We start from the raw sequence: 17,109 nt of genomic DNA, 5'->3' as shown, positions 1-17,109 counted from the left end.
ATCCGGCTCTGAGGGCAGCCGCCACGGCTTTCCGCTCAGCCCTCCAGCCGCGCGATCAGGCTGGAGGTGTCCCAGCGCCGGCCGCCGAGCTTCTGCACTTCGGCATAGAACTGGTCGACCAGCGCCGTGACCGGAAGCTGCGCGCCGTTGCGGCGGGCCTCGTCGAGCACGATGCCGAGATCCTTGCGCATCCAGTCGACGGCGAAGCCGAAGTCGAACTTGTTCTGGTTCATGGTCTTGCCGCGGTTCTCCATCTGCCAGGAGCCGGCGGCGCCCTTGGAGATCACCTCCAGCATCGTCTCGACATCCAGGCCCGCGCGCTTGGCGAAGTGGACGCCTTCCGACAGCGCCTGGACGAGGCCGGCGATGCAGATCTGGTTGACCATCTTGGTGAGCTGACCAGAACCGGCGGGGCCCATCAGCCGGCACATGCGGGCGAAGCTCGCGATGACCGGCTCGGCGCGGGCGTAAGCCTCGGGCTCGCCGCCGCACATCACCGTCAGCACGCCGTTCTCGGCACCGGCCTGGCCGCCGGAGACCGGGGCGTCGATGAAGGCGAAGCCGCCCTGCTTCGCGGCCTCGTCGAGCTCGCGCGCGACATTGGCCGAGGCGGTGGTGTGATCGACGAAGACCGCCCCCTTCTCCATGCCGGAGAAGGCGCCGTTCTCAGCCGTCGTCACCGAGCGCAAATCATCGTCGTTGCCGACGCAGCAGAAGACGAACTCCTGGCCCTTTGCCGCATCGGCGGGGGTCGCGGCCGAAACACCGCCATGCTGGGCGACCCACGCTTGCGCCTTCGTCGGGTTGCGGTTGTAGACGGTGACCTCATGGCCCTTGGCCTTGAGATGGCCCGCCATGGGGTATCCCATCACGCCGAGACCGATGAACGCGACTTTGGCCATGAGCTGCTCCCGTTGTCCTTTTCCGAAGATCGTCACGCTTTAGCGCGCGGTTGCCGAGGCGGGAAGGCGGATGCGCGCCAGCCGCCCATGCGGCTTTTCCCGTTGCGGCCGGGCGGGCGGCAGCTTAGCTCAAGCTCCATGACCATTTCGAACGACGACGAACTGCAGGCGCTCAAGGAGATCGGCGCGATCGTGGCGCGCGCTCTCGCCGCCATGGGCAAGGCGCTGGAGCCCGGCATGACCACCGCGGAACTCGACGCGATCGGCCGCGATGTCCTCGAACGGCAAGGCGCCCGGCCCGCTCCGGAATTCGCCTATGGCTTCCCCGGCGCCACCTGCATCAGCGTCAACGAGGAGATCGCCCACGGCATTCCCGGCGAGCGGCGCATCCTGGCCGGCGATCTCGTCAATATCGACGTCTCGGCGGAAAAGGACGGCTTCTTCGCCGATACCGGCGCGTCCTTCGCCGTGCCGCCGGTCAGGCCCAAGCTGGAGCGCCTGTGCCGCGACGGCCGGCGCGCGCTCTGGGCGGGCATCGGGCAGGTCGGTGCGGGCAAGCCGCTCGCCGGCATCGGCCAGGCGGTGGGGCGCTTCGCCGAGAAGAACGGCTATACGCTGGTGCGCAACCTGGCGAGCCATGGCTGCGGCCGCTCCCTTCACGAGGAGCCGACGGAGATCGCGACCTGGCCCGACCGGCGCGAGCGCCGGACCATGACGAACGGACTCGTCTTCACCGTCGAGCCATTCCTGTCGCTGGGCGCCGACTGGGCGGAACAGGGCGACGGCGATCGCTGGACGCTCTACAGCGAGCCCTGCGCGCCTACCGTCCAATACGAGCACACCGTCGTCGCGACCCCGCGCGGCGCCGTCGTCCTGACGCTGCCGGGCTGAGGACGGCTAAAAGTTCTCAGCGCAGCGCCAGATGCCGGCTGAGCCTGAGCTCGATCCGATCCCAGACGCGCCGGATGATCTCGACCAGCGTCAGATAGATCAGCGCCGCATAGAGATAGATCGAGAGGTCGAAGGAGCGCGCGAAGGCGAGCCGCGTCGCGCCCATCAGGTCGAACAGCGTGACCAGCGAGGCGACGGCGCTGGACTTGATCATCACGATCAATTCGTTGCCGAGCGGGCGCAGAGCCAGGATCATCGCCTGCGGCAGGATGACGAGGCGCAAGGTCGCCCAGCGATGCAGGCCGAGCGAGGCGGCGCCCTCGAACTGACCGCGCGGAATCGACTGGATGGCGCCGCGCAGGATCTCCGCCTGATAGGCGGCCGTGTTCACCGTGAAGGTCAGGGCCGCGCAATAGAATGGATCGCGGAAGAACCACCACAGCCCGGTGTCCTGCCAGAAGAGGCGGAACTGGCCGAGGCCGTAATAGACCAGGAAGAGCTGGCAGAGCAGCGGCGTGCCGCGGAAAAAGGTGGTGTAGCCGTTGACTGCCGCCTGCGCCCAGCGCGGCCCATAGAGTCGGGCGATGGCGAGGCCCAGCGCCATCACGAAACCGATCAGCACGGAGATCACCACCAGCTCGACCGTGATCCAGAGCCCGGACGCCATGCGACAGCCGTAGTTCTGCAAAACCTCGCTGCCGACGAGCCAGCCGGGATATTCGCACCAGTTCATCGCGTCGCGCCCCCGAAGGAGGCGAAGCCGCGATTGGCGCGCCGCTCCATCCGGTCGACCACCCTGGCCGAGATCAGCGAGAAGAAGAGATAGATCAGGATCGCCGCGCCGAAGAACAGGAACGGCTCCTTGGTCACGACATTGGCGCGGGTGGTGATGAACATGATGTCCGGCAGGGTGATGACCGAGACGAGCGAGGTTTCCTTGAGCAGCACCATCCAGTTGTTGCCGAGCCCCGGCAGCGCGACTCGGATGAGCTGCGGCAGCACCACGAGGCGGAAGGCCTGCGCCTTGCTGAGGCCGAGCGCCGCGGCGGCTTCGCGCTGGCCCCTCTGGATCGAGTTCAGGGCGCCGACCCAGACCTCGCTGGAGAAGGCCGAGAGCACGACGCCCAGCGCGACCATGCCGGCGACGAAGGGCGGCATGCTGAACGAACCCGGCAGGCCCAGATACTGCCAGAGGTGCTGGAGCAGGAGCTGCACGCCGAAATAGATGATGTAGAGCGTCAACAGCTCGGGCACGCCCCGGAAGATCGTCGTGTAGAGCGTGGCCATGCCACGCAGCACGGCGTTGTCGGAGCGCTTGCCGAGAGCGACGAGGAGGCCCAGGGCAAGGCCGAAAGGCAGCGTCGCGAGCGCGATCGAGATGGTGATGCCGGCGCCCTGCAGAAGCGCCAGCCCCCAGCCGCCATCGCCGAAGCCGAGCAGGGCGAGTTTATCGAGCATGTGGATGCCGGGGCTGGAGAACAGTAAGCCCGCCGGCCCGACCGGGCCGGCGGAAACGATTCACGAGGATCGGCTCACTCGTATTTGAACCACTTGTCCTCAAGCTTCTTGTGCGAGCCGTCGGCCATGGTCTCGGCAATCGCCTTGCTGATCATCTCCTTCAGGGCCACGTCGGATTTGCGCACCGCACCCGCGACACCGGGGCCATGGATGGCGTCGTCGCGCTTCACCTCGGCGATCTTGCGGCAGCAATCCTTGCCCTTGCCCTTGAGGAAATCGGCGAGCGCCAGCGCATCGGCGACGATGTAGTCGAGGCGGCCGTTGAGCAAGTCGAGATTGGCCTCTTCCTGCGTCGGATAGAGGCGGATGTCGGAATCCTTGTAGAACTTCTCGAGGAAGTTGGCATGGATGGTCGAGCCCTGCGCGCCGACCGACTTGCCCTTGAGGGCGGCCGGCGAGACATCGTCCGACTTGATGGTCTTCGGGCCGATCATCCAGATCGGCGTCTTGCTGTAGACCGCCGTGAAATCGACCTGCTTCTTGCGCTCGTCGGTCGCGTTCATGCCGGCGAAGATGACGTCGTACTTATTGGCCTGCAGTGCCGGGATGATGCCGTCCCAGTCCTGCACCACCCAGGTGCATTTCACCTTCATCTTCTCGCAGAGCAGATTGCCGTAGTCGATCTCGAAGCCCTCGAGCTCCTTCTTCGCATTCAGGTTGTTGTAGGGCGGGTAGGCGCCCTCCGTACCGATGCGGATCTCCTTCCACTCCTTGGCCTGCGCCAGGACGCCGGTGGCGCCCACGACGGTGAGCGCTGCCGCGGCGATGAAACGAACGAAACTCTTCATGGTGCCTCCCGCAGGTTGAACGGCCGGGTGTTCCCTCTTCCCGGCCGCACCTTGTGCCTACAGATTGGGCGAAGTCTCACCGCAGCCGCAAGTGGGCAGACGCAGCTTTTCCAGGCGGCCCCGCCGAAATTTATCGCAGGGTAAACCGCTGATCCGATTGGGCAAAAGGCGCGAGACAGGCACTCCTGCTGCGAAAGTCGACCTCAGCGCCGACGCGACAGGCGGTCGTCGAGCAGCGAAACGCCCCAGATCGCGATGCCCCCGAGCGCGAGCGCGGCGCCGACCCAGCCGGTCGAGGTCCAGCCATAGCCTGCGGCAATCGCCATGCCGCCGAGCCAGGGCCCGAGCGCATTGGCAGTGTTGAAGGCACTGTGGTTGAGGGCGGCGGCCAGCGTCTGCGCGTCCTCGGCCACATCCATCAATCGCGTCTGCAGCATCGCGCCGAGGCCGCCGCCGCTGCCGATCATGAAGACGACCAGCGAGACGGCCCAGATGTTGCCGGCGGCGAAGGGGAAGGCGGCGAGCCAGACCGCGCTCCAGAGCAGGAGCCCGCCGATCGAGGGCATCAACGCCCGGTCGGCGGCCCAGCCGGCGAAAAGCGTGCCGACGGTGAGGCCGACGCCGAAGACCGACAACACCACGGGAACGACGACGGGCGAGACCTGCGTCACCGCCATCAGGGTCGAGGCGACATAGGTGTAGACCGCGAAGAGGCCGCCGAAGCCGATGGCGCCGATGCCGAGCGTCAGCCAGACCTGCCGGCGCTTCAGCGCGCCGAGCTCTCGCAAGGGGCTTGCGCCCGGCTGCACGCTGTCGCGCGGCGCATAGAGGGCGACCAGGAGCACGGTCAGCAGCGCCAGCACCGCGACGATGCCAAAGCCGGTCCGCCAGCCCAGCGCCTGCCCCATCCAGCTCGCGACCGGCACGCCGAGAATCGTCGCGATGGTGAGCCCCAGCATGACCCGCGCTACGGATTGCGCCCGGCGATTGGGCGCCGAGAGCGAGGCCGCGACCAGCGCCGCCACGCCGAAATAGGCGCCGTGCGGCAGGCCGCTGAGGAACCGGAAGAACAGCATCCAATGGTAGCTCGGCGCGAGCGCGCTCAGGAGATTGCCGAGAGCGAAGAGGCCCATCAGCGCGATCAGCAGCGTACGCCGCGGGATCCGCGCCGCCAGAACCGCGATCAGGGGCGCGCCGACGACCACGCCCAGCGCATAGATGCTGATGACATGCCCCGCGGTCGGCTCGTCGATGCCCAGCCCGGCCGCGAAATAGGGCAGCAGGCTCATCGAGGCGAATTCGGTCGTGCCGATGGCGAAACCGCCCATGGCGAGCGCGAACAGCACCAGCCCGGCCGGAGTGGCGGCCGTGACGGGCGCAGAGACATTCAGGCTGCGATCATTCGCGGCGAGAGACATAGCGAAGGCTTTCGGCAAAGGGAGCGCAGGCGCATGCTGCGCTGCAGCATCAGATAGCCATGTCTTGTGCGCTACAGCAACTGCCGAGACGGTCGAGAGCCATGACGGAGGCGCATATCGCCCGATGACCGCCCCCGATGCCTCGCCAGCCGCCCCGTCCGGGCTATAAGGCTCCATCGCCAACCCGACCGCGAGAGCCTCATGCTGCCCTGGACCGTGCTCGACACCGCCGCTCTTCCCGACGGCAGCGGCACCTTGCGGCTAAAGCAGCGCGGCAGCGAGTTCTCGATCATGCTCGGCAGCAACGAGCTGATGAACAGCCGCCTCAGCGGCTCGGAGGAGGCGCTGGCGCGGCTCGTCTGCGAGCGTCTCGCGCCGCGGCCCCGCCCGTCCCTGCTCATCGGCGGGCTCGGCATGGGCTTCACCCTGCGGGCGGCGCTCGCCGCATTGCCGGGCGAGGCGTCGGTCGAGGTGGCCGAGCTGATCCCGGCCGTCGCCGCCTGGGCGAAGGGGCCGATGGCGCCGGTCTTCGCGGGCTGCCTCGACGATCCGCGCGTCACGCTGACGGTCGACGACGTCATGGCGGTGATCGCGGCGGGGACAGCGCGCTACGACGGCATCCTGCTCGATGTCGACAACGGGCCGGAGGGGCTGACCGTCGCCGCCAATGACCGCCTCTACGGCGCGACCGGGCTCGGCATCGCCAAGGCGTCCTTACGGCCGGGCGGCGTGCTCGCGGTCTGGTCGTCGGGACCGGACCACGGCTTCACCCGCCGGCTGCGCGCGGCCGGCTTCGCGACGGAGGAGGTCACGGTGCGGGCGAGCCGCACCGGGCGCGGCGCGCGCCATGTGATCTGGCTCGCGACGCGCCCGGCGTAGAAGCCTTCACTCCAGACGACAGAGCCCGTTGCAGGGCGCGCTGGTCGCCGTCGCGATGAAGGCGCTGACGGCCTTCTCGGCACCCGGCTTCAGGGAAGGCCGGGCCGCCTGCAGGGCGGTAACCAAAGCCGTGCGGTCCGGCGGGGCGATGCCGGCCACGATGCCCGCCGCGTTATCGGCCAGGCTGCGCGCGATCAGGGTCTGGTTGGCCTCGCGCAGCGCCGGATTGCGCAGCGCCAGAGCGACGCCGGTGATGATCTCCTGCAGGCCAAGCCGCATCTGGCGCAGCCCCTGGAAGCGGGCATCGGTCTTCTCGTCCTGCGACAGGTTCGCGCCGAAATTGTTGATCGCCTCCAGGGAGGCCGAGACCGCCTTCAGCAGGAAGGCATGCGAATGGGCGAGCTCGTCCTGATACTCGACCACGTTGCGGGCGGTATCCGGCGGCGTCTTGCCGGGAGCGGGCGAATACAGCGTGTAGGCCTGCAGGATCCGCGTCTGCTGCTGCACGATGTTGAGCAGAGCGGGGATGTCGGCCCCCGTATAGGGAGCCTTGCCGAGAATCGCGCCCTCGTTCCAGACATCCTCCAGCACCTTGCGGGCGACCGGATCGGAGAGCCGCGGCAGGCTCGTCTTGCCCGGCTCGACCCGCATCATGCTTTCGACGGCGGCCACGGACGCTTCGATATAGGCCGCACCGTTGGCGGGCACTTCCGCGCGGGCGGCGAAGCCGATCAGGCAAAGCCCGGCCACAGCGGAAAGCTGCGCCATCGAAGGTCGTTTCATCATGGTCTTCCTTTTCCAGCAGCGCGCGCTTCCGCGATCAGGCAGAGCTCGGTGAAGAGCACCTGCGCCGCGCACTGCGCCGTGTTGCTCGTGGCATCGTATTGCGGCGCGACCTCGACGACATCGGCCGCAACGATATTTCGTCCCTTCAGCCCGCGCAGGATCGCCAGCGCCTCGCGCGGCGTCAGGCCGCCGACCTCCGGCGTGCCGGTGCCGGGCGCGAAGGCGGGGTCGAGCGAATCGACATCGAAGGAAACATAGGTCGGCCCGTCGCCGATGACGGCGAGCGCCCTGGCGATCACGGCCTCGATGCCGAGATCGTCGACCTCATTGGCGTGGATCACGGTCATGCCCGACTCGTAGGAGAACTCCCAGAGATATTCGGCGCCGCCGCGGATGCCGATCTGGATCACGCGCTCGGGATCGAGCACGCCGTCGAGCACCGCCTGCCGGAAGGGGCCGCCATGATGGAATTTCGAGCCCTCATAGGGGCCCGACGTATCACAATGGGCGTCGATATGGACCATACCGACCGGGCGCTTCGCCCCCACGGCCTTCAGGATCGGATAGGTGATCGAATGGTCGCCGCCGACGGCAAGCGTGGAGACGCCGGCCTCGACGATGCTGCGAAAGGTCGCCTCGATGTCCTCGTGGCAGCTTTCCAGCGAATAGCGCGAACGGAAAGGCACATCGCCGATATCCGCCACCTTGACCATGCCCAGCGGCGCCGTGCCCAGCACATGGTCCATCGGCCCGATGCGCTCGACGGCCCTGACCGCACGGGGCCCGAGCCGCGTGCCGGCCCGGTTGGTCACGCCCAGATCCATCGGCAGGCCGATGATCGCGACATCGAGGCCGCCGAGATCCGGCTTGCCCAGCGCATCCGGCCGGTACGGGGCGCCGATGAAGGTCGCGACATCAGCGAAAGGCCATTTGCGCCGGTCGCCCTGGAACTGGTCGGCGGCAACTTTAGCGAAGCGCGGATCATGGATATCGCCGCCGCTCGCCCCGGCATAGCGGGCCCTGAGCCGCCCGAGCTTGTCCTGATCCATGAGACCCTCTCCCTTGCCGCCTGTCCGGTCCCGCCGCTCACCCGGCCGGGCGCTCGAGCATCGTGACCGTCGCGTCGTGATAGCAGGCCGAGCCGAAGGGCGTGTAGCCCAGTTTGGCGGCAACCCGCATCGATCCGAGATTTTCCGGCGCGATGATGCAGACGGTGCGCGACGCGCCGACGACGCGCCCGAACCAATCATGGGACGCCAAGGCGGCCTCGGTCGCATAGCCCCTGCCCTGCGCCTCGCGCGTGAAGACCCAGCCCGCCTCGGGGAATGGGTCGAACCGCTCGCCGAGGCCGCGATGGGCCTGCATCAGCCCGGCCTCACCGACGAGACGGCCGCTCGCCTTCTCGACCACGGCGAAGAAGCCGTAGCCGAGCAAGGCCCAGTTGCCGGCGCTGCGCGTCAATCGCTGCCAGGCCTCCTCGCGCGACAGCGCCTTGCCGCCGATGAAGCGGACGACCTCGGGGTCCGAGCGCATGGCGTGAATGGGATCGAGATCCTCGCGGGAGGGCCGGCGCAGCAGCAATCGTTCCGTCTCGATCATCGCGCCCTTAAAGCAGCCGCGGCGCCCATGGCCAAGCCTTGAAAAACAGGGCCTCCCATGCCCTGTGCAGGCCGGACTTTAGCCGAAAGTCTCAGTCCCAACGGTTGAATCCCCTCGCGATTCATGCAGCGATTGCGTTAGAACCCCGGCGCATGTTCGGCATGTGTCGCCGTCGCGTCCACATAAGCTCGAAAAACCGAGTGCCTTCCGAGGAGATGTCCCCATGAAGCGTCGTCAGTTCATCCAGACCGCGGCGGCGGGTGCCGCGGCCACCGCCGTCGCCATGCCGGCGGTGGCGCAATCCAATCCGGAGGTGAAGTGGCGTCTGGCCTCGTCCTTCCCGAAGTCGCTCGACACGATCTATGGCGGCGCCGAGGTCATGGCCAAGATGGTCTCCGACCTGACGGACGGAAAGTTCCAGATCCAGGTCTTCGCCGCGGGCGAGATCGTCCCGGCCCTGCAGGCGCTCGACGCGGTCAGCAACAACACCGTCGAGATGTGCCACACCGTCTCGTATTACTATGTCGGCAAGGACCCGACCTTCGCGATCGCCGCCTCGGTGCCGTTCGGCCTCAACGCCCGCCAGCAGAACGCCTGGCTGTTCCAGCATGGCGGCAACGAGCTGTTCAACGAGTTCTACAAGAAGTTCAACGCCTACGGCCTGCCCTGTGGCAACACCGGCGCGCAGATGGGCGGCTGGTTCCGCAAGGAGATCAAGACGACGGCCGACCTGCAGGGCCTGAAGATGCGTATCGGCGGCATCGCCGGTTCCGTGCTGCAGAAGCTCGGCGTCGTGCCGCAGCAGCTCGGCGGCGGCGACATCTACCCGGCGCTGGAAAAGGGCACCATCGACGGCGCCGAATGGGTCGGCCCCTATGACGACGAGAAGCTCGGCTTCGCCAAGGTCGCGCCCTACTACTACTATCCGGGCTTCTGGGAGGGCGGGCCGACCGTCCACGCCTTCGTCAACCTGGAGAAGTGGAATTCGCTGCCGAAGACCTATCAGGCCGCGCTGACCGCCGCCTGCACCTATGCCAACACGCAGATGGCCGCGAAATACGACGTGGTGAACCCGCCGGCGCTGAAGCGCCTCGTGGCCGCCGGCACGCAGCTTCGCCCCTTCCCGCAGGACGTGATGGAAGCGAGCCTCAAGGCCTCGAACGAGCTCTACTCCGAAATCTCGGCCAAGAACCCGGACTTCAAGAAGGCGATCGAGGCGATGGCCGCCTTCCGCTCCGACCAGTATCTGTGGTGGCAGATCGCCGAACTCACCTTCGACGTCTTCCAGGTGCGCACCCGCGCCCGCTGAGCCTTCCGCTCGGGAGCCCTGCTCGCGACGTCAAAGCCCGGCTTCGGCCGGGCTTTTTCGTTTTCGTTCCGCTTCTTCCCACATGGCGGGGGTGCCATTACGATGATCTGCCACAACTGCGCCTTGCCGCGTCGTCATGATCGGTCATCGCTTCGGGAATCAGCCATGCTCCGCTTCGCCGCCCTCCTGCTTCTGGCTTCGTTGCCCGGCGCCGCCATGGCCCAGTCGATCGGCGAAGCCCTGCCCGGCCGGGCGCAGCCGCGCGAAGCTTTCAGCAAACCTGCACCGAGCCCGACCAAGGGCGCCCGCCCCTGCCCCGAATATGGCGCGGGCTTCGTGCGGCTCGAAGGCTCGACCTTCTGCGTGCGTGTCGGCGGCGCGGTCAGGGCCGAATTCGGCAAGAGCTCACGCAGCGGCTATGGCAGCCGCACCGACGGCATGGCCTATGTCGAAAGCCGCGGCCAGACCGCGCTCGGGCCGGTTCGCTCGGTGGTGAGCGTGCGCGGCAGCGTCGATCGCGGCCTCGATTCCGGTCCGTTCCGCTACTGAACGGTCGCCCCGGCGTCAGCTCAGGCGACCAGCCGCGCGACCTCCCGTTGCAGCACCGGCACCAATTCGGCCTCGAACCAGGGGTTCAGCCGCAGCCAGGCATTGTTGCGCCAGGACGGGTGCGGCAGCGGCACGACACGCGGATGCACGGGCCGCGCCAGCAGCTCGCGCCAGTCTGCCACCGTCGCCGTGAGGCCACGCCCCTTCCCTTCGGCCAGATGCCAGTCCTGAGCATAGCGCCCGATGGCGAGGATGAGCTCGATCCGGGGCATCGCCGCGAAGACGCGCTCGCGCCAGGCCGGCGCGCATTCGCGCCGCGGCGGTAGGTCGCCGCCCTTGGCGTCCTGCCCCGGGAAGCAATGGCCCATCGGCACGACCGCGACCCTGGCGGAATCGTAGAAGACCGCCTCGTCGATGCCGAGCCAGCGCCGCAGTCGCACGCCGGACGCATCGGTGAAGGGCCGCCCGCTGGCATGGACGCGCGTGCCCGGCGCCTGCCCGGCGATGCACAGCCGCGCCGTCGCCGAGGCCTGAATGACCGGGCGCGGCTGATGCGGCAGCGGCGGCAGATAACGCGGCGCATCGCGGCAGATACGGCAGGCCCGCAACTCGTGCAGGACCTCGTCCAGCGTCTCCCGCGCGCTCATCGGCCGGGGTCGCTCCGCGTTTCTCCGATCGGCGAAGTGGCTCCGGCTCCTTGCTTCATCGCATCGTCTTCATGCGAACCCGCTTCGTTCGATAATATGCTGGCGAGCTTCCCACGGCCGGGCGCCCGCGAAATCAGCCCGTCGCAGACCCAGTTCTCCGATTTCTTGACGAAGCCATGCGGGTCGCCGGGTTCGATCCGCGCCAGACCGTTGATGCGTCCGCTCGGGCGGTTGCGGATGACGTAAAGCGCGCCGCTGGTCTCGATGGTGAAGCAATAGGTGCGGCGCTTGTCGACCGGGCCGTAATAATAGCAGACCGCGTCCTCCGTCGTGGTCCAGCAGGCATCCGTGTTCGGCACATGGCGATTATGGCCCAGCGCGCGGCCGTCCGCATGGTGATACTCGCTGAAGGGCAGGTTGCTGCCGGAATAAAGCCCCGTCACGGTATTGCCCTCGAAAGCCTGCCGGATCTGCGAGCCGGTGAGGCGCTCGGCCGCGCCGGCCGCGGCCGTGGCGGTGAGAGCCAGGACGAGGATTGCGCTCCGGACGGCCGATGCTGTCATCGCTGCGCCAGCCTCCGGCTCATCGGCGGGGCCGGCGCCCGCGAGATCAGGCCGTCGCAATACCAGGGCTTGCCATTGTCGGTGTGGCCGCGCGGATTTCCGAGTTCGACCTTGGCGAGCGCATTGACCATGCCGTTGCCGCTGTTGCGCAGCACGTAGAGATCGCCGCTCATCTCGACGGTGAAGCAATGCACCGTGCGGTTCTCGGGCGGGCCGTAATAGTAGCAGACCTGATCGCGCTTGGTGATCCAGCAGGCGTCGGTGTTGGGCTGCCAGCCATTATGGCCGAGCGCGCGCCCGTCGGGCGCATGAAACTCGGTGAAGAAGCCGCCATTGGTGTAGCGGCCGGTGACGGTATTGCCCTCGAAGGCGCGCTGGATCTGCTCGCCCTTGAGGCGCTCGGCCGCATGGGCAGACGTCAGCAGTCCCGACAGGACGGCCAGAACGAAGGCCAGATACCGCATCACGCCTTCCAGCTCGGGCGAGCCGAGATGTCGCCATGCCAGCGGCGGATATGGACGAAATCCTCCGGCAGTCGAATCCGGGAGGGCTTCATGAAGTCGATGGCGATGCCGGCGGTGATGTCGGCGACCGTCAGCTCGTCGCCGCAGACGAAGGGGTTGGCAGCGAGCTGCAGCTCGAGCACCAGGAGATGGTCGTCGATCTGCTCGCGGTTGATCTCGGCCCATTCCGGAACCTGCGCCTCGAGCTCGGCCATGGAGGGATGGCTGTGGCGGAAGACGGCGGAGACGCTGCTGAACAGGCCGAGCTCGATCCTGCGGTTCCACATCTCGATCAGCGCCTGCTGCTTGGCCTCCCGGCCGAACAGCGGCGGATGCGGGTGAAGGCCCTCGATATAGCGGCAGATCGCGATGGTCTCGGCCAGCGCCGTGCCGTCGTCGAGCTGGAGGACGGGCAGGCGCTGCGCCGGGTTGATCCGCCTGAACGCCTCGGTCCTGTGCTCCTTCTTGGCGATGTCGACCGGGATGAGTTCCGGCAGCGGCACGCCCTTCTCCGCGAAGAAGATGCGGACCCGTCGCGGGTTCGGGGCGCGGCCGCCATCATAGAGCTTCATCAGATCGTCTCCGTCTCCGGCCGCACCGGATCACGGCCCGTGCCGGACGGTCAACCGTATCATAGCGCTTCTTGACGCGAGGATGGCGCCTGCTTCCTCGGCACCCTGGGTATCAGGCCCTCAGCGCGGATGGCTGCGCCGCCAGGCTTCCGGCTGCTCGAAGCGCAGGGCCCAGAGCCCGCGCCCGGCCGCGCGGGCCTGCGCTTCCTCAGCCTGATAGGCGCCGTAGGAAACCGCCTGCCCGTCGCGCACCATGGTGGCGTTGATGTCCTCGTCGCCCTGCCGGCAGCGAGCCAAGCCGCGGCCGTAACGGTCGCTCTTGCCGATCTCGCAGGTCGTCAGCCCCCGCGCCAGCAGGGCCTGCAAGGCTCGCCGCGCCTCGCGCCCGCAGGCGACGCCGCGCCCGCCGGCATCCGTGCAGCTCTGGCGGTATTCCGGTGCGTCCAGCCCTTCGAGCCGCAATTCCTCGCCGAGCAGGCGGATCGAATCGCCGTCGATCGCCTGCGCCGGACCGGTGAGCACCCGCGCCGGCCCGAGACGGTACTGGAGGATCGCCCCCGCCAGCGCGAGAAAGCCCAGAATTCCGAGCGCGACGACGAGATCGGTCAGGCGCCCGACACGGCGCCAGCCGAAAGGACCAGAACGAGATCGACCGAATCCGAAACGCGCCATCAGGAAGAGCTTAACGATTTGGTGTCCATGATGGCGAGCCCGCTGCGCAACCCGCGCCGCGGAACGAGGATGCGTACCCTTTGCCATGGCGGAAGTGACGGCCGAACAGGTGCAGCGCGGGCGCGGGCCGGACCCTGCCGCCGTCGCGCGCCGCAAGCTGCTCACGAGGGAGGTCAAGACCGTCCGCGAGCGGCTGACCTCCTCGTCCGGCCTCGAGCGCGCCTTCGACAACGAGCTCCTGCGCAGCTTCGCGCAATACCGAGTTTCCGGCTCCGTCGGCACGATGGTGCTCACGCTCGGCATCGCGGCCGCGGCCTGCCTGTGGCTGCCCGTCTACCTCGCCGCGTCCTGGAGCGCTTTCGTGCTGGCCAGCGCGCTCGTCATCGTCGGGCTGTCGCGCCGCTATCTCACCAAACGCCCGGAGGACATCCGCCCGGCGCGCTGGCGCCGCTGGTTCGCGCTGGCGGAAGGCTTCCACGGCCTGTGTTGGGCGGCGCTTCTCGTGCTCTTCGCGCAGATCGACGCTCCCGGCGCGAAAATCTTCGTGACCACCGCCTTGCTGATCGTCAGCGCGCTGACGGTGATGCTCTCGGCCTCGATCCCGCTCGCGGTCTATGCGGGCTTAAGCCCGATCATCCTCGGCATCATGCTGTTCTTCTGGGACAAGCGCGACATCGACAGCGTCACCATGGCGCTGATGGCGGCCTCCGCGCAGCTCTTCTTCATCTTTCTCGCCAACCGCCTCTATGCCAGTTCGGTCGAGACCATCGGCTTCCGGGCCGAGAAGGATGCTCTGTTTGCGGAGCTGGAGACCGCCAACGCCAATTCGGACGAGGCGCGGCGCAAGGCCGAGGAAGCGAACCTCGCCAAATCCCGCTTTCTCGCCACGATGAGCCATGAGCTGCGCACCCCGCTCAACGCCATCCTCGGCTTTTCCGAGGTGATGAAGAACGAGATCTTCGGCGCCCATGCCAATGCCGCCTACAGGGAGTATTCGGGCGACATCCACGGCTCGGGCCAGCACCTCCTCAACCTGATCAACGAGATCCTCGACCTTTCCCGCATCGAGGCCGGCAAATACGAGCTGAACGAGGAGGCGATCTCCCTCATCGGCATCGTCGAGGATTGCCGCCACATGCTGGCGCTACGCGCCAAGGCCAAGGGCCAGATGATCCGCGAATTCGCCGAACCCGACCTGCCGCGCGTCTGGGCCGATGAGCGGGCCATCCGGCAGGTGGTGCTCAACATTCTGTCGAACGCGATCAAGTTCACCCCGCAGGGCGGCGAGATCACCATGAAGATCGGCTGGACGGCCACCGGCGGGCAGTATGTCACGATCACCGACACCGGGCCGGGCATCCCCGAGAACGAGATCCCGATCGTGATGCAGAGCTTCGGGCGCGGCTCGCTCGCCATCAAGACGGCCGAGCAGGGCTCAGGCCTGGGCCTGCCAATCGTCAAGGGGCTGGTCGATCTGCATGGCGGCGGCTTCCTCCTCAGGTCGAAGCCGCGCGGCGGCACCGAGGTCACCATCACCCTGCCGGCCGAGCGGGTGATGGACGCCCTGCCCGCCCTGCCCGAGCCGAAGCCGAAACCGCGTGCGGCCTGAGCTCCGCCACCGGCCAAAGCTTCATCACAAAGCCATGATCGCCCGACAAGACCGCCATCCCTCCCGACGTCTCCCATCTCCGCCTCAGCACTGGATCACTGGACCATGAACGGCAAAATCCGCGTCGCGGTGCTCTATGGCGGCAAGTCGGGAGAGCATGAGGTCTCGCTCAAATCCGGGGCCTCCGTGGTGCGCCATCTCGACCGGAATCGCTTCGAGCTGATTCCGGTCAGCATCGACAAGCAGGGCCGCTGGCAGCGGCAGGATCCCAAGCGCCTGGCCGAGTGGAATGCGGAGAGCCTGCCGATCCACGCGGATGCGCCGGAAATCCGCCTCTCCGCCGATGGAACCGGCGGGCTGCAGGTCGCGGCGCTCGACGGCACCGCGGCGGATGGCGGCATCGACGTGGTGTTTCCGGTGATCCACGGCCCGCTCTGCGAGGACGGGGCCGTGCAAGGCCTGCTGGAGCTGTCCGGCGCCGCCTATGTCGGCTCGGGCGTGCTCGCCTCCGCCATCGGCATGCACAAGGACATCGCCAAGCGGCTCGCGGCGCTCGCGGGGCTGCCGGTCGCGCCTTATGTGACGGTGGCCAGGCGCGAGTTCCAGCGCGATCCGGCGGCGGTCGGCACGGCGGCGCAGGCGAAGCTGACGCTGCCGGTCTTCATCAAGCCCTGCAATATGGGCTCCAGCGTCGGTGTCCATAAGGTGAAGCGCTGGGAGGATCTCGACGCCGCCCTCGTCGACGCCTTCCGCTACGATACGCGCGTCCTGATCGAGCAGGGCATCGACGCCCGCGAGGTCGAGGTCGCGGTGCTCGACGGCGACCCGCCCTTCGTCAGCGTGGCGAGCGAGCTCAACGCCCACCCCAAGCACGAGTTCTATTCCTACGAGGCCAAGTATATCGACCAGGACGGCGCGACCGTCGACCTGCCGGCGAAGCTCGAGCCGGCGCAGATGGAGCGCGTCCGAGAACTGGCAAAGACGGCCTTCCTGGCGCTCGAATGCAGCGGGCTGGCGCGCGTCGACTTCTTCCTCGACCGGCAGAGTGGCGAATTCTACTTCAACGAGATCAACACCCTGCCCGGCTTCACCGCGATCAGCATGTATCCGAAGATGATGGAAGCCTCCGGCATGGCCTATCGCGACCTGATCACCCGGCTGATCGAGCTTGCGCTGGAGCGCCATGCCGAGCGCGCGGCGCTGAAGACGGATTACGATGCCTGATCCGGCGCCGGTCGAGCCTCGTCACGCCGCTACGGCGGCCGGCTGATCGAAGATGGCGCGGCCAATGCGCCCGGCCTCATCGATGACATTGGAAGCATCGTCGGGAGCGTTCGGCAGCAGCAGCTCCGAACGGCGCACCGGCGCGCCGCAATAGCCGAAGATGCCGTGGTCGATCTGCGTTCTCATCGCGCCAAAATAGCCATGGCGGGCATAGGTCCGCAGGTCGGCGCCGCCAATGGCGACAAGATGGATCGACAGGTGGCCCAGCTTCTTCACCACGCGGCCACCGGGCACCTCCTCGTAAGCCCAGCCATTGCTGAAGACGCGGTCGATCCAGCCTTTCAGCAAGCCGGGAAAAGACCACCAATAGACGGGATACACCAGGACGAGCGCATCGGCCCGGCCCAGGCGCGCCTGCTCGGCCAGAACGGCGGCATCTGCAGGCGCCTGCCTGAGATGGGCTGTGATGTCGCTCTCTTTGAAGCGGGGATCGAAACCCTCGGCCGAAAGATCGGTGATCTCGCTGGAATGGCCGGTCTCGCCAATCCCCTCGGCAATCCGCCTGGCCACGGCGTGCACCAGCGATTGGGGCAAGGGATGAGAGACAACGATGAGGCTGTGCATGACCGATCTCCGAAAGCGATTGCGCATCCGCCATCGCGCTTATATACTTTTAGTAA

Annotated in this window: 20 protein-coding genes; 6 read left to right on the top strand and 14 right to left on the bottom strand. The window is 67.5% G+C overall.

Annotation, left to right across the window (positions count from 1 at the left end):
* Window positions 1-35 precede the first annotated feature (35 nt).
* Window positions 36-902 (bottom strand): NAD(P)-dependent oxidoreductase, encoded by an 867-nt coding sequence (locus tag GY40_RS10930; RefSeq protein ID WP_038361750.1) that lies wholly within the window; start codon window positions 900-902, stop codon window positions 36-38.
* Between the two features lie 138 nt (window positions 903-1,040).
* Between GY40_RS10930 and map the strand changes: the two genes are divergently transcribed.
* On the top strand, window positions 1,041-1,793 hold the full coding sequence (gene map / locus GY40_RS10925; protein ID WP_038361748.1) for a type I methionyl aminopeptidase: 753 nt from the start codon (window positions 1,041-1,043) through the stop codon (window positions 1,791-1,793).
* 16 nt (window positions 1,794-1,809) lie between these two features.
* Here the strand turns inward: map and GY40_RS10920 are convergent, their stop codons facing one another.
* The 4 genes from GY40_RS10920 to GY40_RS10905 all read right to left on the bottom strand — a co-directional run bounded on the left by GY40_RS10920 (window position 1,810) and on the right by GY40_RS10905 (window position 5,517).
* Window positions 1,810-2,526 carry an ABC transporter permease gene (locus GY40_RS10920; protein ID WP_038361746.1) on the bottom strand — a complete coding sequence of 239 codons (717 nt, stop codon included), beginning with the start codon at window positions 2,524-2,526 and terminating at the stop codon, window positions 1,810-1,812.
* Entirely contained in the window at window positions 2,523-3,251 is a 729-nt protein-coding gene (locus GY40_RS10915) for an ABC transporter permease (RefSeq protein ID WP_038361743.1), read from the bottom strand. Before GY40_RS10915 ends, GY40_RS10920 begins: the two co-directional genes overlap by 4 nt.
* A gap of 74 nt (window positions 3,252-3,325) precedes the next feature.
* Complete coding sequence (locus GY40_RS10910) at window positions 3,326-4,099, bottom strand: transporter substrate-binding domain-containing protein (RefSeq protein WP_038361741.1); 774 nt, start codon at window positions 4,097-4,099, stop codon at window positions 3,326-3,328.
* 203 nt (window positions 4,100-4,302) lie between these two features.
* Window positions 4,303-5,517: an MFS transporter gene (locus tag GY40_RS10905; protein WP_038361739.1), complete on the bottom strand. Its 1,215-nt coding sequence runs from the start codon at window positions 5,515-5,517 to the stop codon at window positions 4,303-4,305.
* Between the two features lie 201 nt (window positions 5,518-5,718).
* Between GY40_RS10905 and GY40_RS10900 the strand changes: the two genes are divergently transcribed.
* Window positions 5,719-6,396: a spermidine synthase gene (locus tag GY40_RS10900; RefSeq protein ID WP_038361737.1), complete on the top strand. Its 678-nt coding sequence runs from the start codon at window positions 5,719-5,721 to the stop codon at window positions 6,394-6,396.
* Between the two features lie 6 nt (window positions 6,397-6,402).
* Here the strand turns inward: GY40_RS10900 and GY40_RS10895 are convergent, their stop codons facing one another.
* The 3 genes from GY40_RS10895 to GY40_RS10885 are packed head-to-tail and all read right to left on the bottom strand — an operon-like array spanning window position 6,403 to window position 8,781.
* A complete protein-coding gene (locus tag GY40_RS10895; RefSeq protein ID WP_156115920.1) occupies window positions 6,403-7,179 on the bottom strand; it encodes a hypothetical protein in 777 nt (258 codons plus the stop codon).
* A complete protein-coding gene (gene speB, locus GY40_RS10890) occupies window positions 7,179-8,231 on the bottom strand; it encodes an agmatinase (protein ID WP_038361733.1) in 1,053 nt (350 codons plus the stop codon). Before speB ends, GY40_RS10895 begins: the two co-directional genes overlap by 1 nt.
* A 37-nt stretch (window positions 8,232-8,268) precedes the next feature.
* Window positions 8,269-8,781 (bottom strand): GNAT family N-acetyltransferase, encoded by a 513-nt coding sequence (locus GY40_RS10885; protein WP_038361732.1) that lies wholly within the window; start codon window positions 8,779-8,781, stop codon window positions 8,269-8,271.
* 223 nt (window positions 8,782-9,004) lie between these two features.
* Between GY40_RS10885 and GY40_RS10880 the strand changes: the two genes are divergently transcribed.
* Window positions 9,005-10,090 (top strand): TRAP transporter substrate-binding protein, encoded by a 1,086-nt coding sequence (locus GY40_RS10880; RefSeq protein WP_038361730.1) that lies wholly within the window; start codon window positions 9,005-9,007, stop codon window positions 10,088-10,090.
* A gap of 165 nt (window positions 10,091-10,255) precedes the next feature.
* A complete protein-coding gene (locus GY40_RS10875; RefSeq protein ID WP_051987755.1) occupies window positions 10,256-10,639 on the top strand; it encodes a porin in 384 nt (127 codons plus the stop codon).
* A gap of 20 nt (window positions 10,640-10,659) precedes the next feature.
* On the opposite strand, the gene GY40_RS10870 is transcribed toward GY40_RS10875, so the two are convergent.
* From GY40_RS10870 to GY40_RS10850, 5 genes are all read right to left on the bottom strand, one after another.
* Complete coding sequence (locus tag GY40_RS10870) at window positions 10,660-11,286, bottom strand: uracil-DNA glycosylase family protein (protein WP_038361728.1); 627 nt, start codon at window positions 11,284-11,286, stop codon at window positions 10,660-10,662.
* Window positions 11,283-11,849, bottom strand: coding sequence for a hypothetical protein (locus tag GY40_RS10865; protein WP_038361726.1), 567 nt, complete (start codon window positions 11,847-11,849; stop codon window positions 11,283-11,285). The genes GY40_RS10870 and GY40_RS10865 overlap by 4 nt, the downstream gene beginning before the upstream one ends.
* A complete protein-coding gene (locus tag GY40_RS10860) occupies window positions 11,846-12,313 on the bottom strand; it encodes a hypothetical protein (RefSeq protein WP_038361724.1) in 468 nt (155 codons plus the stop codon). The genes GY40_RS10865 and GY40_RS10860 overlap by 4 nt, the downstream gene beginning before the upstream one ends.
* Window positions 12,313-12,924 carry a glutathione S-transferase family protein gene (locus GY40_RS10855; protein ID WP_038361721.1) on the bottom strand — a complete coding sequence of 204 codons (612 nt, stop codon included), beginning with the start codon at window positions 12,922-12,924 and terminating at the stop codon, window positions 12,313-12,315. The genes GY40_RS10860 and GY40_RS10855 overlap by 1 nt, the downstream gene beginning before the upstream one ends.
* Before the next feature lie 120 nt (window positions 12,925-13,044).
* Window positions 13,045-13,596, bottom strand: coding sequence for a thermonuclease family protein (locus GY40_RS10850; protein WP_113253190.1), 552 nt, complete (start codon window positions 13,594-13,596; stop codon window positions 13,045-13,047).
* A gap of 85 nt (window positions 13,597-13,681) precedes the next feature.
* Between GY40_RS10850 and GY40_RS10845 the strand changes: the two genes are divergently transcribed.
* Window positions 13,682-15,205 (top strand): sensor histidine kinase, encoded by a 1,524-nt coding sequence (locus GY40_RS10845; RefSeq protein ID WP_038361719.1) that lies wholly within the window; start codon window positions 13,682-13,684, stop codon window positions 15,203-15,205.
* A 105-nt stretch (window positions 15,206-15,310) separates the two neighbouring features.
* Window positions 15,311-16,429: a D-alanine--D-alanine ligase family protein gene (locus GY40_RS10840; protein WP_038361717.1), complete on the top strand. Its 1,119-nt coding sequence runs from the start codon at window positions 15,311-15,313 to the stop codon at window positions 16,427-16,429.
* A gap of 21 nt (window positions 16,430-16,450) precedes the next feature.
* On the opposite strand, the gene GY40_RS10835 is transcribed toward GY40_RS10840, so the two are convergent.
* Window positions 16,451-17,053, bottom strand: a complete 603-nt coding sequence (locus GY40_RS10835) for an NAD(P)H-dependent oxidoreductase (protein ID WP_038361714.1) — start codon at window positions 17,051-17,053, stop codon at window positions 16,451-16,453.
* Between the last annotated feature and the right edge of the window lie 56 nt (window positions 17,054-17,109).

It is taken from the genome of Allobosea sp. UNC402CLCol, assembly GCF_000745475.1.
GTDB lineage: Bacteria > Pseudomonadota > Alphaproteobacteria > Rhizobiales > Beijerinckiaceae > Allobosea > Allobosea spartocytisi.
This window is presented reverse-complemented; position numbering and strand designations above follow the sequence as displayed.

Coding starts and splice junctions, on each gene's coding strand:
- GY40_RS10840 (WP_038361717.1), top strand. CDS start 15,311: ATGAACGGCAAAATCCGCGTCGCGGTGCTCTATGGCGGCAAGTCGGGA.
- GY40_RS10895 (WP_156115920.1), bottom strand. CDS start 7,179: ATGAAACGACCTTCGATGGCGCAGCTTTCCGCTGTGGCCGGGCTTTGC.
- GY40_RS10885 (WP_038361732.1), bottom strand. CDS start 8,781: ATGATCGAGACGGAACGATTGCTGCTGCGCCGGCCCTCCCGCGAGGAT.
- speB (WP_038361733.1), bottom strand. CDS start 8,231: ATGGATCAGGACAAGCTCGGGCGGCTCAGGGCCCGCTATGCCGGGGCG.
- GY40_RS10905 (WP_038361739.1), bottom strand. CDS start 5,517: ATGTCTCTCGCCGCGAATGATCGCAGCCTGAATGTCTCTGCGCCCGTC.
- GY40_RS10855 (WP_038361721.1), bottom strand. CDS start 12,924: ATGAAGCTCTATGATGGCGGCCGCGCCCCGAACCCGCGACGGGTCCGC.
- GY40_RS10860 (WP_038361724.1), bottom strand. CDS start 12,313: ATGCGGTATCTGGCCTTCGTTCTGGCCGTCCTGTCGGGACTGCTGACG.
- GY40_RS10900 (WP_038361737.1), top strand. CDS start 5,719: ATGCTGCCCTGGACCGTGCTCGACACCGCCGCTCTTCCCGACGGCAGC.
- GY40_RS10845 (WP_038361719.1), top strand. CDS start 13,682: ATGGCGGAAGTGACGGCCGAACAGGTGCAGCGCGGGCGCGGGCCGGAC.
- GY40_RS10850 (WP_113253190.1), bottom strand. CDS start 13,596: ATGGCGCGTTTCGGATTCGGTCGATCTCGTTCTGGTCCTTTCGGCTGG.
- GY40_RS10835 (WP_038361714.1), bottom strand. CDS start 17,053: ATGCACAGCCTCATCGTTGTCTCTCATCCCTTGCCCCAATCGCTGGTG.
- GY40_RS10915 (WP_038361743.1), bottom strand. CDS start 3,251: ATGCTCGATAAACTCGCCCTGCTCGGCTTCGGCGATGGCGGCTGGGGG.
- GY40_RS10865 (WP_038361726.1), bottom strand. CDS start 11,849: ATGACAGCATCGGCCGTCCGGAGCGCAATCCTCGTCCTGGCTCTCACC.
- GY40_RS10875 (WP_051987755.1), top strand. CDS start 10,256: ATGCTCCGCTTCGCCGCCCTCCTGCTTCTGGCTTCGTTGCCCGGCGCC.
- GY40_RS10870 (WP_038361728.1), bottom strand. CDS start 11,286: ATGAGCGCGCGGGAGACGCTGGACGAGGTCCTGCACGAGTTGCGGGCC.
- map (WP_038361748.1), top strand. CDS start 1,041: ATGACCATTTCGAACGACGACGAACTGCAGGCGCTCAAGGAGATCGGC.
- GY40_RS10880 (WP_038361730.1), top strand. CDS start 9,005: ATGAAGCGTCGTCAGTTCATCCAGACCGCGGCGGCGGGTGCCGCGGCC.
- GY40_RS10910 (WP_038361741.1), bottom strand. CDS start 4,099: ATGAAGAGTTTCGTTCGTTTCATCGCCGCGGCAGCGCTCACCGTCGTG.
- GY40_RS10930 (WP_038361750.1), bottom strand. CDS start 902: ATGGCCAAAGTCGCGTTCATCGGTCTCGGCGTGATGGGATACCCCATG.
- GY40_RS10920 (WP_038361746.1), bottom strand. CDS start 2,526: ATGAACTGGTGCGAATATCCCGGCTGGCTCGTCGGCAGCGAGGTTTTG.